The following is a 15,529-nucleotide window of genomic DNA, read 5'->3' as shown; positions in this document are numbered from 1 at the left end:
CACGTGCTGAGCGCAGCGTCGTGCTGGGAACACGTCGCCATGCGCATGCGCCGCCCGTTGAGCATGGGCCGCTGTCGTTGTGCGCGTTGTTCTGTGCCGGCATGTGCGGGGCACCCCGGAGGGCGGGCGGCTGCGGTGGTGGCGTGGGGAATGGGGGCGCAGGTGCGTGCTGTGTTCTGCGCCCCGGTCGGGTGCGTCAGGAGGAGGAGCGGGAGGCGGCGTTCTGAAGGAGGGTGCGGCAGAGCTCGCCGAGGTCCTGGCCGGCGGCTTCCGCGGCCATCGGGAGCAAAGACGTTTCCGTCATGCCGGGGGCCACGTTGACCTCCAGGAAGTGGGGGACGCCGTCGGCGTCGACGATCAGGTCGGTGCGGGAGATGTCGCGCAGGCCCAGGGCCGTGTGGGCGGTTACGGCGGTTTCGGCGCAGGCGGCGGCTGCGGCGGCCGAGAGGCGGGCCGGGGCGAAGAACTCGGTGTGGCCGGCGGTGTAGCGGGCCGCGTAGTCGTAGACGCCTTCGTCGGGGACGATCTCCACAGCGGGCAGGGCGACGGGGCCGGCGCCGAGGTCGACGACGGAGACGGCCACCTCGACGCCTTCGACGTACCGCTCGATGAGCGCCGTGTCGCCGTACGCGAAGCAGCCGACCATCGCGGCGGGCAGCTCTTCGGCGGTGGGGACGAACGAGGCGCCGAGGGCGGAGCCGCCGCGGGCGGGCTTGACGAAGAGGGGCAGGCCGAGGTGCTCCACGATGCGGCCGAGCACGACGGTGGCGCCGAGGTCGTGGAAGGTCTCCTTGGGGAGCGTGACCGAGGCGGGGGTGCGCAGGCCGACGGAGCGGACGACGGCCTTGGCGGTGGGCTTGTCGAAGGCGACCCGGCAGGCGTCGGGGTCGGCGCCGACGTACGGGACGTTGAGCAGCTCCAGGACGGAACGGATGGCGCCGTCCTCGCCCGCACCGCCGTGGAGGGTCACGAAGACGGCGTCCGGCGGGTCGGCGAGGACGTAGGGGACGAGGGAGGCGTCGGTGTCGCGGGTCTCGACGTCGATGCCGGTCGCGCGCAACACCTCGCTGACTCTGCGACCCGAGCGCAGAGACACCTCCCGCTCGTAGGAGAGGCCTCCGGCCAGCACGAGCACATGGCCCAGATCGCTCATCTCATCCCTCCGCTGAAGCCGTGAAGCCGTTGATGCCGCTGATGCCGCCATCGATGTTGATGCCGCTACCGACGCTACCGACGTTGACGTCGCTACCGACGCTGCCGCTACCACTGCCGACGCTGCCGACGTCGCTGATGGCACGGCTGTCCAACCGTACCGGCGGCTGGGGCTAATGGTGTACGGGAGGTGCTTTCTCCGGCGATCCCCTCCCACATCCCGCCATACACAGCGGCAGCATCCCGCCATACACAGCGGCAGGCCGGCGTTCGCAGCGGGTGCGGCGCCGGCCTGCCGGTGGTGTGGCGTGTGGCGGTCAGGCCAGGTCGGGGCCGGGTGTGTCGACGCCCTGGTGGTCGCGGGCGGAGGCGGTGCCGAAGGTGTCTCTGAGCTGGATCTCCTGCTCGATCACCCCGGCGAGCCGCCGCACGCCCTCGCGGATGCGGTCGGGCTCCGGATAGCAGTACGAGAGCCGCATGTGCCGCGCCCCGCTGCCGTCGGAGAAGAACCCGGTGCCGGGCACGAACGCGACCCGCTCGGCCACGGCCCGCGGCAGGATCGCCTTGGAGTCGAGTCCTTCGGGCAGGGTGGCCCAGACGAAGAAGCCGCCCCCAGGCCGGGTCCAGGTGACCTCGGGCGGCATCAGCGATTCGAGCGCGTCGAGCAGCGCGTCGCGGCGCTCGCGGTAGAGCTCCCTGAACGATTTGATCTGTTCGTGCCACGGCTGCGTGGCGAGGTACTGGCCTACGGCGAGCTGCGTGAAGGAGGAGTGGGACAGGACGGCCGACTCCATGGCGAGGACGAGCTTGTCGCGGATGGCGTGCGGCGCGAGCGCCCAGCCGACGCGGAAGCCGGGGGCGAGCGTCTTGGAGAACGAGCCGAGGTAGACGACGCCGTCGGGGTTGTCGGCGCGCAGGGCGCGCATGGGCTCGCCGTCGAAGCCGAGCAGCCCGTACGGGTTGTCCTCGATGATGAGGATCCCGGCCCGCTGGCAGATGTCGAGCACCTGCTGGCGGCGGGCGATGTTGAGCGTGACGCCGCCGGGGTTGTGGAAGGTCGGGATCGTGTAGAGGAACTTGATGGGCGCCCCGGCGGTTTCCAGGGCGTAGATGGTCTGGGCGAGCGATTCGGGCACGATGCCCTGATCGTCCATCGCGATGTGGACCACTTTGGCCTGATATGCGGCGAACGTTCCGAGCGCTCCCACGTACGAGGGCCCTTCGGCCAGCACGACGTCACCGGGATCGATGAAGATCCGGGTGATCAGGTCGAGGGCCTGCTGCGAACCGACGGTGACGACCACGTCGTTCGCCCCGGCGTGAATCCCCTCCAGCCGCATGACCTCGCAGATCTGCTCGCGCAGATGCGGGTCGCCCTGGCCGGAGCCGTACTGCAGCGCGACGGGGCCGCGCCGCGTGACGAGGTCGGAGACCAGCTCGCCGACCATGTCGAGGGGAAGAGCCGTGACGTACGGCATGCCGCCCGCGAGCGAGACCACCTCGGGCCTCGACGCGACGGCGAAAAGAGCTCGGATCTCGGAGGCGACCATCCCGGTAGCTCGCGCGGCGTACCGATCGACGTAGGCGTCGATGCGCGACCCTTGGGTCGCGGGTGTCTGACCGTGATCCTGCTCTTCTGTCACGGCCCACCTCCTAGGTGTCATATCGGGCTGAAATACCAGATTACGCCAGACGGACATGTCGCCCGTCGCCGGGCTCGACCGTCGTGGTGTCCGGTGGCGACATCTTCACTGGGCTACGATGCCACCTGTAGACGCGGTTTTCGCGCGCTTTTCCGGGTCAACGATAGGGGCCGTAGTTGTCGCGCCGGCTGGTCAACATAACCCTGGACAATCTTGATGATCTCCCGCGCCGCTGCCGGACGTGCGTGTTCTGGGAGCTCGACCCCATGAGCGGGGAGCGAGCACTGGACTCCGGCGATCCAAGGCTGGAGAAGGAGGCCTGGATCTCCGGCACGCTGCTGGAGTGGGGGAGCTGCGGGAAGATCGCCTACGTCGACGGCGTGCCCGCGGGTTTCGTGCTCTACAGCCCGCCGCTCTACAGCCCGCGTTCGGTCGCCTTTCCCACCTCGCCGGTGAGCGCCGACGCGGTGTTGCTGATGACGGCGCACATCATTCCCGAGTTCTCGGGTGGCGGGCTGGGCCGGATGCTGATCCAGGGGGTGGCCAAGGATCTGACGCGGCGCGGCGTGAAGGCCATTGAAGCTTTCGGGGATCTGAAGTGGGAAGAGCCTAGTTGCGTCGTTCCAGCGGAATACTTGCTTTCTGTGGGGTTTAAGACAGTTCGTCCCCATTTGAGGTTCCCGCGGTTGCGCCTGGAGCTGAAGAGCGCCGTGTCGTGGCGTGAGGACGTCGAGGTGGCCCTCGAACGCCTCCTCGGCTCCATGAGCCCGGAACGGGCCCTACGTCCCGTCTGAAGCCTCCTCAGCGCCACCAGAGCCCATGAGAAAGCCCCCGCGCCAGGCGGGGGCTTTCTCATGGGCGTCCTAGATGATGCCCTCGAGCTCGCGCAGCAGCATGGCCTTCGGCTTGGCGCCGATGATCTGCTTCACGACCTCTCCACCCTTGTAGACGTTCATCGTCGGGATCTGGAGCACACCGTACTGGCGGGGCACCTCAGGGTTCTCGTCGATGTTCAGCTTCACGATCTCCAGCTTGTCGCCGTGCTCGTTGGCGATCTCCTGGAGGATGGGCGCGACCTGGCGGCAGGGGCCGCACCACTCCGCCCAGAAATCGACCAGCACGGGCTTGTCGCTCTTGAGGACCTCGGATGCGAAAGTGGCGTCGGTGACAGCCTTCACGGTGCGCTCCTTACTTCTCGTTGTTGGCCAGCCAGCGCTCGGAGTCGAGCGAGGCCGCACAGCCGGTGCCCGCCGCGGTGATCGCCTGGCGGTAGGTGTGGTCGACGACGTCGCCGGCGGCGAACACGCCCTCGATGTTGGTCGCCGTGGACGGCGAGGCCACCTTGATGTAGCCGTCTTCGTCGAGGTCGATCTGGCCCTTGACCAGCTCGGTGCGCGGGTCGTGACCGATCGCCAGGAACAGCGCGTCGGTCGCCAGCTCGCACTCCTCGCCCGTCTTGACGTTACGCAGCTTCACCGCCTCGACCTTGGTCTCACCGAGGACGTCCACGACCTCGGAGTCCCAGACGAAGCGGATCTTGTCGTTGGCGAACGCGCGCTCCTGCATGATCTTGCTGGCGCGCAGCTCGTCGCGGCGGTGCACCACGGTCACCATGCGGCCGAACCGGGTCAGGAACGTGGCCTCCTCCATCGCGGTGTCGCCGCCGCCGACGACCACGATGTCCTTGTTGCGGAAGAAGAAGCCGTCACAGGTCGCACACCAGGACACACCGTGGCCGGAAAGCCGCTTCTCGTTCGCCAGCCCCAGCTCGCGGTAACCGGAACCCATCGCCAGGATGACCGACTTGGCGTAGTAGGTGTCGGTGTGGGTCTTGATGACCTTGGGGTTGGCGTTGAGGTCGACCTCGACGACGTCGTCCGCCACCAGCTCGGCGCCGAAACGCTCGGCCTGCTTGCGCAGGTTGTCCATGAGGTCGGGGCCCATGATGCCGTCGGGGAACCCGGGGAAGTTCTCCACGTCGGTGGTGTTCATGAGCGCGCCGCCCGCGGTCACGGAGCCCTCGAAGACGAGCGGCTTCAGCTCGGCGCGCGCGGAGTAGACGGCCGCCGTGTAACCGGCAGGGCCGGAACCAATGATGATCACGTTACGGACGTCGCTCAACGTTCCCACGCCTTCCTGGTCTGTTGTGTGCACCGGCGTCAACAGATCCTAGAGCGCCCTGATTCCCTGCCCTACCCGGCAACGCTGGGAGAAACGAAAGAGCCCGCCGAAGCGGGCTCTGACGCGGGTTTACGTACGTGCGGCCGGTTACCAGCGGCCCAGTGCGGGCTTACGCAGGTTCTTGCAGTTGAACGGGTCGACGACGTCGATACGGACCTTCTTGGCGGCCCGCTGCTTCCAGGACGCCATGATGAGCGCCTCCTGGCCGTTGTACTGCCCCTGGTCCACCGCGAACACCTTCAGGTGGGCCCGCTTGGAGACCGCGCTGACGCACTTGGCCACCTTGCCCGCGTCATTGGAGTCGCCCGGGATGGCGGGAGCGGGAGCCATGAAGCTCTCCAGCGACATGCGCAGCTCTGGATCGCTGTAGTTGTGGTCGCTGTTGGTCACATAGACGTCCCTGGCCCGCTGAGCGTTCCTGGTGGGCTCGGAGGACGGCTGGGCGGACTGCACCGGTGGCAGGGCGACCGGTGGCGGCGCGACGCTCGTGCCGCTGTCACCACCCCCACTGGCCAGCAACCCGGTGGAGGCCACCGCCGTACCGACCACGACGGCCGCCGCCGCGGCCGCGACCGCGGGCATCGCCCAGCGCCGCCGCCGCATGCTGCGGGTCCTCGCGGGGACGATGGTGCCGTCGTCGGAGACGACGCCCAGGCGGACCGGCTCTGGCCTCTCCTCAGGCTCTGAGGAGGCCACGGCGCCCAGACGTACGGGCTCCTGGGCCGCTCGCTCCCACGGGGCGTCCCGCATGAGCTCATCCCAGTCCGGTGCTTCCGCGAGGCCGACACCTCCGCCTCGCCTGGACTCCGCCTCGGCGGCCAAGGCCTTGTCGATGCGCAGTGCGACACCCATCGGCATAGCCGGTGTGGGCGTCGCGGCCAGCACCTCGCGAACCGCCGCCAGGTCGGCCAGAAGCTCCCCACAGGGGTCGCAGACCGCGAGATGCTCGCGGACCTGGCGCGCCGTGCCGGCGTCCAGGAGACCCTCTGCCAGCTCGGCGAGGGTTTCCAGATCGTAGTGCGTATCACCCGTCACGAAGTTCTGCTCCCTTCGCGGATGAGACGCGATTGAGGTCCGAACGGTTCCGCAGATGCGAAAGAATTGGGGCAAGTTTCGCGCGCCCCCGTGCGCATCGGCTCTTCACGGTGCCGCTCGGCACCTGGAGCACCTGAGCTGCGTCTTCGACTGAATAGCCCATCATGTCCACCAGTACGAGCGCCGCCCGCTGGTCGGCGGGCAGCAGTTTCAGAGCAGCCGAAACCTCCATCGAGACCTCGCGTTCGAGGGTCTGGTCGGGCAGGGGAGTCTCGCGCTCCGCGGCCTCGATCAGCTCGTCGTCGGCGACAGGTCTGACGGACTTGCGGCGCATCCGGTCGAGGCAGGCGTTGACCACGATCCGGTGCAGCCAGGTGGTGACGGCCGCCTCGCCACGGAACGTGGCGGCCTTGCGGTATGCGGAGACGAAGGCGTCCTGCACGGCGTCGGCGGCCTCGTCGGGGTCACCGAGCGTACGCAGTGCGACCGCCCACATGCGGTCGCGGTGCCTTTTGACGATTTCACTGAAGGCGTGTGGATCCCCGTTGATATGCGCGGTCAGCAGCTCGGCGTCTGTGATCGCCGGCCGCTCCGCTGCTGAGGGTGTCTCGGGTGGGGAGTTCACAAGAGAGATTCCTGATTATGCCGATCCGGGAGAGTGCACCACTACCTCATAGATGGTGCCATGAAAAGTGCCTGCATCCGTCGGAACACGCGTAAACCAGATCAAAACGTACTGACCGCTGGTCGCCTTCTCCGGGGTGAGAGTGGTTTTACCTGCGGCGTTCTTCTCGGTCGCGACCGTCTTCAGCGAGCCGAGCTCGGGGGAGTCGCCCACCTTCAGCTCGACCGTGGCGCCCGGCGCCTCCGACAGCGTCGCCACCACGTCGCTGATCTGCATGGGCTTGCCCATGTCGAGCAGCAGGCCCACGCCGTCCTTGAGCCGGCCCAGGTCGGCGCTGGTGTAGGTCTCGGTCTTCCACAGCGTGCCGGGCTTGCCGTCGATGGCCAGCTTGGCGATGTCGGTCTTCTCGTCGCCGTCGCCGAGCGGGTCGAAGCCCTTGGCGTTCTTCGGCTTGACCGCCTCGGCGTTGATGGTGGCCGACTTGGTCGAGGTGGGGGTGTTGGTGGCCGTCTGCGGCTGGGTGGGGCTGCCCAGGCTGCGGCCGATCGTCCAGGCGCCGACGCCGACGGCGGCGATGACGAGCAGCACCACCAGCGTCATCAGCACGCGGTTGAGCGTGCTGCCACCGCCGCCCTGGGGACGCCGCTGCATCGGGGGCGGCGGCAGCGGCGGGACGGGGGCGGACTTCGGCCGGTGGGCGAGCTCCAGACCCTCCGTGTGGGACGCCGACGCGACCGCGGGCGTGGAGGGGTAGGAGATCGGGATCGGCATCGGCCTGGCCACGTCGGCCAGCGACTCGGCGACCTCGGCGGGGCTGGCCAGCGCCCCCTGCCCCTTGCGCGACTCGGGCAGGCAGGCCCGCACGGTGATCGTGTCGAGGTAGCCGGGCACGCCGGCGGTGACCTGGCGGGGCGTGCAGAAGTGGCCGTCGATCATGGGGGCGGCGGGCAGGCCGCCCTCCTCCTCGTCGCCCGGCCAGTGGCCGGTCAGGCCCGCGTACAGCAGCCGGCCGAGCCCCTCGGCGTCGTCGAGCGCCGGCTGGTCGGTCGTGAGCCCCCACATGGCCGCGTCGACGGCCACGCCGAGCACCTTGACCGTGTTGCCGTTCGTCCACATGAGGTGGGAGGGGCGCAGGCACAGGTGGTAGAGCTGCGCCTCGTGGGCGTGCGCGAGCGCCTCGGCCGCCTCGGCGACCAGGCCCGCCGCCCGCTCGGGCTCCAGCGGGCCGTTGGCCAGCAGGTCGGTCAGCGTCTCGCCGGTGACCCACTCGCTGACGACGTAGGCGCTCTTGTCGTCTTCGGCGGCGTCGAAGACCTGGGTCAGGCGCGGGTCGGTCAGCCGGCTCGCCGCGCGGGCGGCCGTGACGACCTCGTGGACCCGCGGGAAGTCGGGTGCGAACGTGTGCACCGCCACGGGGCGGGCAAGGATCTCGTCGATCGCCTTCCACAAGGTGGCGCCGTCGGACTCGCTGACGCGGTCCTCCAGCCGGAAGCGCTCGGCGAGACGGGTGCCGGGTTCGACGGCCGACGTGCTGCTCACTGGCTCACTCCGCTTGGCCGATCGGGCGTCTTCATGGTTCGACTCACCTGCGTGGTCGTGTCCCACGAAGGCACGTTATGCCGGGTGGATCCGCCCACGCCCCTCCTGCTTCCATTCGCGCGTGTCGGGCTCCATGGTAGTGCCGAGTAGATTCCGATCGCGTTCTTTACCGACCTACCCGTCTCGCGACCATCCCAACGATCGAGTTGACCTCCGGGATGCGCATTCTGTGGGCCACGCCGAGATAGAGCACCATACCCAGCCCGCCGCCGATGGCGAGCACTATGACCGAATTGAGGAAGCCGAGCCCGCCGAAAATCCCGGTGACCACCCACACGGCCGCCAGCGCCAGCACGGCGGTGGGCAGCGCGGCCAGGTACATCCTGGTCAGCGACATGCCGACGGCCCAGCCGCCCAGGCCGCCCACCCGCCGGCCGGCCAGCCACCAGGCCAGCACCGCGCCCAGCCCGTACGCGATCGCGTACGCCAGCGCCAGCCCCATCACCACGTACGCGGGCGGCAGCACCAGGTACAGCAGCACCATGAACACCGCGTTGACCGCCGTCGTGCCCGCCCCGATGAACACCGGCGTCCGGGTGTCGCCGAAGCTGTAGAACACCCGCAGCAGGAGCTGGAAGATCGCGAACGGCACCAGCGCCAGCCCGTACACCTGCAGCACGTTGCCGATGTAGACGGCGTCGGCGACGCTGTTGGCGCCGTGGCCGTAGATGGGCACGGTGATCGCCGGCCCGAGCACCATGAGCAGCAGCGACACCGGCACCATCAGCGAGCAGACCAGCCGCACGCTCGACCCGAACTCGGCGCGCACCTCGTCGAAGCGCCCCTCGGCGACGGACCGGCTCATGCGCGGCAGCATCGCGGTGATCACGGAGACGCCGATGACGCCGTACGGAAGCTGGAAAAGCTGGAACGCCAGCGTGTACGGGCTGATGCCGTGCCCGGGGACCAGGTCGCCCGCCCGGCTGGACAGGTTGGTGGTCAGCACGAAGCCGAGCTGGGTGACGACGACGTAGCCGATCGTCCAGACGCCGGCCTTGGCCATCTCGCCGAGCCGCGCGTTGCGCAGGTCGAAGCGCGGCACGAAGGAGAACCCGGCCCGCCGCAGCGCCACGATCAGCACCGCCGCCTGCGCGACGATGCCGGCCGTGGTGCCGACGCCGAGCAGCGCCAGGTCGAACGTGGTGACGCGGTCGAGGTCGCTGCCCGAGCCGACCACGGCGTAGAGCAGGAACACGCAGATGACGACCACGTTGTTGAGGACCGGGGCCCACATGGGGGCGCCGTAGCGGTCGCGGGTGTTGAGGATGGCCCCGGCCACCGCGCCGACGCCGAAGAAGGCGAGCTGCGGCAGGATGAAGCGGGCCAGCATGACCGCGACCTCGAACTTCCAGCTGCCCGCGTCCCAGTCGGTGTAGAGGTCGATCAGCAGCGGCGCCGCCAGCACGGAGAGCGCCGCTACCACGACGAGCGTGACCGTGGCGAGGCTCAGCAAGCGCTGCTCGTAGGCCCGGCCGCCGTCCTCGTCGTGCTGCTGGGCCCGCACGACCATCGGCACGACGACGCTGCTCAGCACGCCCAGGAGTAGAAGGTCGAGGATGCTGTACGGGATCGCGTACGCGGCGTTGTAGGCGTCACCCAGTGCCGCGGTGCCGATCGCGTACGCGAGCACCATCGTCCGCACGAACCCCGTGACCCTGGACACCATGGTGCCCGCCGCCATGATGGCGCTGGCCCGAAGCATGCGGCTCATACGGTCTCACTCTCCCGGTTCTTGGCGCTGCGCGCGAGCTTGCGCTGGGACCTGCGGCGCAGCAGGCGCGTCACCACGGCGGCGAGCATGACGGTCAGGGCCGCGCCGACGATCACCAGGGCGATGCCCGTGTAACCGGTGGTGTGGATCGTCAGCCGCTGCGGCTTGCCGTAGGGCTGCCCGTCGGCGGTCTTGAGCTGCACCGTCACGGTGGCGTCACCACTGGTGTCGGGGGCGGCGGTCATCTGGACCTGGACGGTGCCGCTCTGCCCGCCGTAGATCAGCAGCGGCTCGTCCTGCGCGAAGTTCACCGTGAGCAGCTCGGGGTTGTCGGACTTGACCTCGATGTAGAGCTCGATGGGGTCGCTCAGCTCGTTCTTCACGCTGATCGGCACCACGCCGTTGCTGCCCGCGAGCGTGCGGCTGGCGCCGGTGATGTTGATCTCGGCGAGGCGGTCGTCCACGGCCTTCTCGACCGCGTTGGTCACCGAGCGGCCCGCCCGCGTGCTGTTGCGCCAGGCGGAGGAGGTCAGCCGCAGCACCGCCGCGTCGAAGCGGGACTGCGTCTTCTGCTGCATGATCAGCGAGGTGAGCTGCGACTTCGCCCAGGTGTCCTTGACCGGGTCGAGGTACTTGCGGCTCAGCTCCTCCTTGCGGTCCTGCTCGGTGTAGGTCAGGCCGGCGCGCGGGACGGACGCCTTGCCCGGCTTGATCGTCTCCAGCTTGACCGACTGCAGCCACGGCAGCTTGCCCGCGGTCTTGATCAGGGCGGTGACGAGCGTCGGGCTGGGGTTCCAGCGCCGGGAGGGGGCGACGACCAGCGACCTCGGGAGCGTCTGGCCGGGCTCGGCGGCGATCATCGCGGTCTCGGCGATGAAGCGCTGCGTGCTGAGCAGCGCGGAGGTGCCCCCACCCTGCTCGAACAGGCTGCTCAGCTCGGCGTCGGCGACCAGCGCCGTCACGGGGCCGTTGACCGAGTCGAGGGTCGCGGCCGCGTCGGGCGTGGTGGTGAGGGCCTGCTGCGGCGGCAGGTTGGTGGAGTTGAGCAGGACGGTGTCGACGTCGCTGACCGACAGCAGGTCGAGCGCGTCGGGGTCGAGCACGCCGTCGGCCGGCCAGTTGATGTTCGTCTTCACGTTGGGGTTGAGGAGTGTCTTGGCCGTCTGGCCGCCCAGCTCGATGGCCCGCCCGGTCTGCGTGTCGAGGCCCTGGTGGGCCAGCGCCGCCACGTCGGGGTCGGCGTACGGGGTCGCGACCACGGGGGAGGCGGCCAGCGCGCTGCGCATCGTCGTCAGCCACTGGCCGGCCTCGGCGCTGGCGGGCTTCTTCTCCTCCTTGCCGTCCTTGGTGCGGACGCTGTAGCCCTTGCTCATCGTGTTGACGTCGTCGAGCAGCGCCGGGTCGAACACCCAGGTGACGGTGGCCGGCGCCGACTGCGCGATGCGCGCCAGGTCCGCCAGGCGGCCCCGGCCGGTCAGCGACTGGCTCAGCTTGTCGTCCACGAACGCGCCGTCGTCGGTGGAGCGGTGCGGCTGGTCGATGACCGGCAGCGCGATGGCGATCTTGTTGCGCGGCAGCTTCTGCGGGGTCGCCGGGGCGTAGGTCAGGAACGTGCGCTGCGCGGCCTGCGGCACCGAGTACTGGGCGACGTCCACGGCGATCGGGTAGACGCCGAACTCGCGCAGCCCGAGCTGCACGGGCGTCGCGGTGATCGTCCACTGCGCCGTGCCGCCCGCGGCGAGCGGCGGCAGGTTCATGAACGAGTTGCGGGTCGAGACGCTCTCCGGCAGCGTCGTGGTGCTCTGGTCGTTCTGGTAGGCCGTCATGGCCGCCCGGTCGATGAACTTCCGGTTGCTGTAACGCAGACGGACCTGGAGCCCCGTCACGTCGGCACCCGAGTCGTTGCGCACCGTGCCGGTGATCTTGATCTCATCGGTCAGGTTTCTCGGGGCCTCGGGGGTGATCGACGAGATCGACACCGCGTAGCCCTGCCGCTGCGCCGTCACCACGGCACTCGGCTGTTTCGCGGCAGCAGAGCCCGGCGTCACCGCCACCAGGGGGGCGAGCAACGCGGCGGACAGCGCGGCGAGCAGCGTGGCCTTACGGATCACGCGGATGCCCGGGCTGGACTACGACGACGCACGCCCGCAATGGTACGGGCTCAGTGCCGTCACGCGACCGCCACGCGCGCTCCTCTCGCGCGCGAACCGCGTAGGTCCACCATCTTGCCTGGGAGAACGGCCAGCAGGTCGAGCGAGCGCATCGACAGGGCCGTATGGCGCTCGCCCGTGGCGGTGAAGAACGGCTCGGTGTCGGCCGGCAGCCGGTCGTCGATGAACATCGGCAGCGACTCGGGCAGCAGCAGCGGGCACACCAGCCCGCAGGCGTAGTCCGTGGTGGCGTTGATCACGTGCGCCGGCGCGGGGCGTACCTGGCGCGCGCGGAGCAATCCGCCGAGGGCTCCGGGACGCGGCGGCGAGGAGACGGGGGAGGTGACCCCGACGACGACCTCGCGGCCGACCCAGGTGGTGACTTCGAGCACTGTGACCATCAGGCACCGCTCAGGGGCGGCGGAGACCGCCTCCGGCAGCTCTTCCGCGCATGTCATGGGACGCGGAAGGCGTACGATCTCATGATGGACCTGGTGTGCGAGGAGCCAGCGGTGGATCGCGAGGGCGTCCTTCATATAGTCCTCCTTGCCTCAGTCCATGGCCCCCGACGGTCGTCCCTTGACCGACGGTAACCCGGACCTGGTGTGGCTCGGGGGATATGTTCCGGAAGCAGAAGGCCGACTCAGTTTGTCCGACTCAACCTTGACCGAAAGCCAGCAGCGGGCCATGAACGACCTGTTCCGCAAGATCGCTCCCGTGGCCGACGAGCTCGGCCGCCTGTTCGCCGACCAGGGCCATGAGCTGGCCCTCGTCGGCGGTCCCGTACGCGACCTCCTGCTCGGCCGCATCGGCAACGACCTCGACCTGACCACCGACGCGCGCCCCGAGCGGGTGCTGGAGATCGTCAGGGGCTGGGCCGACTCCGTATGGACGATCGGCATCGACTTCGGCACGGTGGGCCTGCGCAAGGGGAGCTGGCTGATCGAGATCACCACCTACCGCAGCGAGTCCTACGACCCCAAGTCCCGCAAGCCCGAGGTCATGTACGGCGAGACGCTCGACGCCGACCTGGAGCGGCGCGACTTCGCGGTCAACGCGATGGCGGTACGCCTGCCCGGCCACGAGTTCGTCGACCCGTACGGCGGCCTCGGCGACCTGCGGGCCCGCCTGCTGCGCACGCCCGGCACCCCCGAGCAGTCCTTCGGCGACGACCCGCTGCGCATGCTGCGGGCCGCCAGGTTCGCCTCGCAGCTCGGGTTCACGGTCGACCCGCGGGCCGTGACCGCGATGACGGAGATGGCCGAGCGCATCGAGATCGTCTCGGCCGAGCGTATCCGCGACGAGCTCGACAAGCTCATCTGCGGCGCCAACCCGCGCGAGGGCCTGCGCCTGCTCGTCGAGACCGGCCTGGCCGCCCACGTGCTGCCCGAGCTGCCCAAGCTGCGCCTGGAGATCGACGAGCACCACCGCCACAAGGACGTCTACGAGCACTCGCTCACCGTCCTCGACCAGGCCATCGCGCAGGAGGAGGACGGCAAGCCCGACCGGATCCTGCGCTGGGCGGCGATCATGCACGACGTCGGCAAGCCCAAGACGCGCCGCCACGAGGCCGGCGGCCGGGTCTCCTTCCACCACCACGAGGTGGTCGGGGCGCAGCTCACGAAGAAGCGCATGACCGAGCTGAAGTTCCCCAAGGACGTCGTCTCCGACGTCTCCCGGCTGGTGGAGCTGCACCTGCGCTTCCACGGCTACGGCACGGGGGAGTGGACCGACAGCGCCGTGCGCCGCTACGTGCGCGACGCCGGCCACTTGCTGACCCGGCTGCACAAGCTGACCAGGGCCGACTGCACCACGCGCAACAAGCGCAAGGCGGCGGCGCTGTCCCGCACCTACGACCACCTTGAGGAGCGCATCGCCAGGCTCGCCGAGGAGGAGGAGCTGGCCAAGATCCGGCCCGAGCTCGACGGCAACGAGATCCAGCAGGTGCTGGGCGTCGGGCCGGGGCCGGTGGTCGGGCGGGCCTACAAGTTCCTGCTCGACCTCAGGCTCGACAAGGGCGTGCTGGGCAAGGAGGCCGCCACCGCGGCGCTGCTGGAGTGGGCGCGGTCAAACGACCTCGGTGCGTGACCGGGCGGTGATCATCCGGTAGGCGAGCGCCGCCACGGGGTAGCCGAGCGAGATGATCACCACCGCCACGTACGACTTGCCGTCGGGCGGCAGGATGGCCGCGGAAAGGGCCGCGGCGAGCACGTACATGCCGTTGAACAGCATGTCGTAGATCGAGAACGCGCGGCCCCGGTAAATGTCCTCCACGTCGCGCTGGACGGTCGTGTCGGCGCAGATCTTCACGCTCTGCCCGGCCAGCCCCAGCACGAACCCCGCCACCGGCAGCCCCCACTCCTGGAACGGCAGCACCAGCGCCGCCGTCAGCACCCCGGCCGCGACCAGCGCGATCTGCACCCAGCGCTCGATCCCGAACCGCTCGGTCGTGTACGGGGTGATGACCACCGCCAGCGCCGTGCCGATGCCGGCGGCGACCACGACCAGGCCGATGCCGCGCAGCGCCGCGTCGGCGTCGCCGTCGGTGAAGTAGTAGCGGTAGAGGATGATGCCGAGCGCGGTGCACATGCCGAACAGGAACCGGTGCGTGGCCATCGCGCCCATCGTCGCCGCCGCCACCCGGTGCCCCACCAGGTGCCTGGCGCCGTCGGCCAGCCCCGTGACGACGTTGCGCAGCGCCTGGCGCGCCTGCGGCCGGTTCGGGTCGGGCCACGGGCCGAGCAGCTGACGGTCCATCGTCCGCGCCACCAGCGCGCTCAACGCGAACACCACGCCCGACGTGACCAGCAGCAGCGCCACCCCCGGATCCGAGCCGCCGAAGATCTCCCGCAGCAGGAACCCCAGCCCCGCGCCCACGAACGTGGCCACCGTGCCCGACGTCGGCACCACCGCGTTCGCCGCGATCAGCCGCTCCGGCGGCACCACGTGCGGCAGCGACGCGCCCAGTGCCGCCAGGAAGAACCGGTTGACGCCCAGCACCGCCAGCGCCGCCCCGTAGAACCACGCGTCCGGCACGTCCGCGGCCACCAGACCCGCCGCGAGCAGCAGCAGCACACCCCTGATGAACGGCGCCACCACCAGGATCTGCCGCCGCGACCATCGGTCGATGAAGACGCCCACGAAAGGCCCGAGCACGCTGTACGGCAACAGCAGCACGGCCAACCCGGCGGCCACTTCGAGCGCGGTGGTCTGGCTCTCGGGGCTGAAGAAGGCGAACCCGGTCACCCCGAACTGGAAGATCCCATCGGAGAACTGGGAGACCAGCCGGGTGCTGAACAACCTTCTGAAGTCCCGGCCCCGCAGGACCACGCGGAGATCGGCGACAAAAGACACGCCGCCAGCCTAGCCCCGCTCCTCCTCGTTTAGGATGCGACAAACGGTTGGCACCGCAGGTGCGCACGGGGTTCCGGGC

14 protein-coding genes are annotated in these 15,529 nt (G+C 69.6%); 2 read left to right on the top strand and 12 right to left on the bottom strand.

From position 1 onward, the window contains the following. Positions 1–196: 196 nt before the first annotated feature. The 3 genes from KIS93_RS31870 to KIS93_RS31860 all read right to left on the bottom strand — a co-directional run bounded on the left by KIS93_RS31870 (position 197) and on the right by KIS93_RS31860 (position 2,816). Positions 197–1,153 carry a D-alanine--D-alanine ligase family protein gene (locus KIS93_RS31870; protein ID WP_080044169.1) on the bottom strand — a complete coding sequence of 319 codons (957 nt, stop codon included), beginning with the start codon at positions 1,151–1,153 and terminating at the stop codon, positions 197–199. 1 nt (position 1,154) lies between these two features. Beyond that, positions 1,155–1,307, bottom strand: a complete 153-nt coding sequence (locus KIS93_RS31865; RefSeq protein WP_155128849.1) for a hypothetical protein — start codon at positions 1,305–1,307, stop codon at positions 1,155–1,157. A 162-nt stretch (positions 1,308–1,469) separates the two neighbouring features. After that, positions 1,470–2,816, bottom strand: a complete 1,347-nt coding sequence (locus KIS93_RS31860) for an aminotransferase-like domain-containing protein (RefSeq protein WP_080044170.1) — start codon at positions 2,814–2,816, stop codon at positions 1,470–1,472. A 155-nt stretch (positions 2,817–2,971) separates the two neighbouring features. On the opposite strand from KIS93_RS31860, the gene KIS93_RS31855 reads away from it, so the two are divergent. Continuing rightward, positions 2,972–3,589 carry a GNAT family N-acetyltransferase gene (locus KIS93_RS31855; RefSeq protein ID WP_080044171.1) on the top strand — a complete coding sequence of 206 codons (618 nt, stop codon included), beginning with the start codon at positions 2,972–2,974 and terminating at the stop codon, positions 3,587–3,589. A 69-nt stretch (positions 3,590–3,658) separates the two neighbouring features. Here KIS93_RS31855 and trxA read toward each other — a convergent pair whose 3' ends face one another. The 8 genes from trxA to KIS93_RS31815 all read right to left on the bottom strand — a co-directional run bounded on the left by trxA (position 3,659) and on the right by KIS93_RS31815 (position 12,632). Then, positions 3,659–3,973, bottom strand: a complete 315-nt coding sequence (gene trxA, locus KIS93_RS31850) for a thioredoxin (protein WP_080044172.1) — start codon at positions 3,971–3,973, stop codon at positions 3,659–3,661. Between the two features lie 10 nt (positions 3,974–3,983). After that, complete coding sequence (trxB, locus tag KIS93_RS31845; RefSeq protein ID WP_080044173.1) at positions 3,984–4,916, bottom strand: thioredoxin-disulfide reductase; 933 nt, start codon at positions 4,914–4,916, stop codon at positions 3,984–3,986. A gap of 147 nt (positions 4,917–5,063) precedes the next feature. Further along, complete coding sequence (locus KIS93_RS31840; protein WP_080044174.1) at positions 5,064–6,011, bottom strand: anti-sigma factor family protein; 948 nt, start codon at positions 6,009–6,011, stop codon at positions 5,064–5,066. Further along, positions 6,001–6,636 carry an RNA polymerase sigma factor SigM gene (gene sigM, locus KIS93_RS31835; RefSeq protein ID WP_080044175.1) on the bottom strand — a complete coding sequence of 212 codons (636 nt, stop codon included), beginning with the start codon at positions 6,634–6,636 and terminating at the stop codon, positions 6,001–6,003. The genes KIS93_RS31840 and sigM overlap by 11 nt, the downstream gene beginning before the upstream one ends. Before the next feature lie 15 nt (positions 6,637–6,651). Then, on the bottom strand, positions 6,652–8,175 hold the full coding sequence (locus tag KIS93_RS31830) for a protein kinase family protein (RefSeq protein WP_080044176.1): 1,524 nt from the start codon (positions 8,173–8,175) through the stop codon (positions 6,652–6,654). Between the two features lie 166 nt (positions 8,176–8,341). Beyond that, positions 8,342–9,946: a murein biosynthesis integral membrane protein MurJ gene (gene murJ, locus KIS93_RS31825; protein WP_230465701.1), complete on the bottom strand. Its 1,605-nt coding sequence runs from the start codon at positions 9,944–9,946 to the stop codon at positions 8,342–8,344. After that, positions 9,943–12,057: a DUF6049 family protein gene (locus KIS93_RS31820; protein WP_080044178.1), complete on the bottom strand. Its 2,115-nt coding sequence runs from the start codon at positions 12,055–12,057 to the stop codon at positions 9,943–9,945. The genes murJ and KIS93_RS31820 overlap by 4 nt, the downstream gene beginning before the upstream one ends. Positions 12,058–12,116: 59 nt before the next feature. Then, on the bottom strand, positions 12,117–12,632 hold the full coding sequence (locus KIS93_RS31815) for an aminoacyl-tRNA deacylase (RefSeq protein WP_080044179.1): 516 nt from the start codon (positions 12,630–12,632) through the stop codon (positions 12,117–12,119). A 151-nt stretch (positions 12,633–12,783) separates the two neighbouring features. Here KIS93_RS31815 and KIS93_RS31810 point away from each other — a divergent pair, with 151 nt between their 5' ends. Further along, positions 12,784–14,184, top strand: a complete 1,401-nt coding sequence (locus KIS93_RS31810) for a CCA tRNA nucleotidyltransferase (protein ID WP_080044180.1) — start codon at positions 12,784–12,786, stop codon at positions 14,182–14,184. Here KIS93_RS31810 and KIS93_RS31805 read toward each other — a convergent pair. Next, complete coding sequence (locus KIS93_RS31805) at positions 14,164–15,450, bottom strand: MFS transporter (RefSeq protein WP_080044181.1); 1,287 nt, start codon at positions 15,448–15,450, stop codon at positions 14,164–14,166. The two genes, KIS93_RS31810 and KIS93_RS31805, sit on opposite strands and share 21 nt — an antisense overlap. Between the last annotated feature and the right edge of the window lie 79 nt (positions 15,451–15,529).

Origin of the sequence: [Actinomadura] parvosata subsp. kistnae (assembly GCF_900323885.1) — a bacterium.
GTDB classification, from domain to species: Bacteria; Actinomycetota; Actinomycetes; order Streptosporangiales; family Streptosporangiaceae; genus Nonomuraea; species Nonomuraea composti.
The sequence above is the reverse complement of the archived record's forward strand: the minus strand, read 5'-3'. Positions and strand labels throughout refer to the sequence as shown.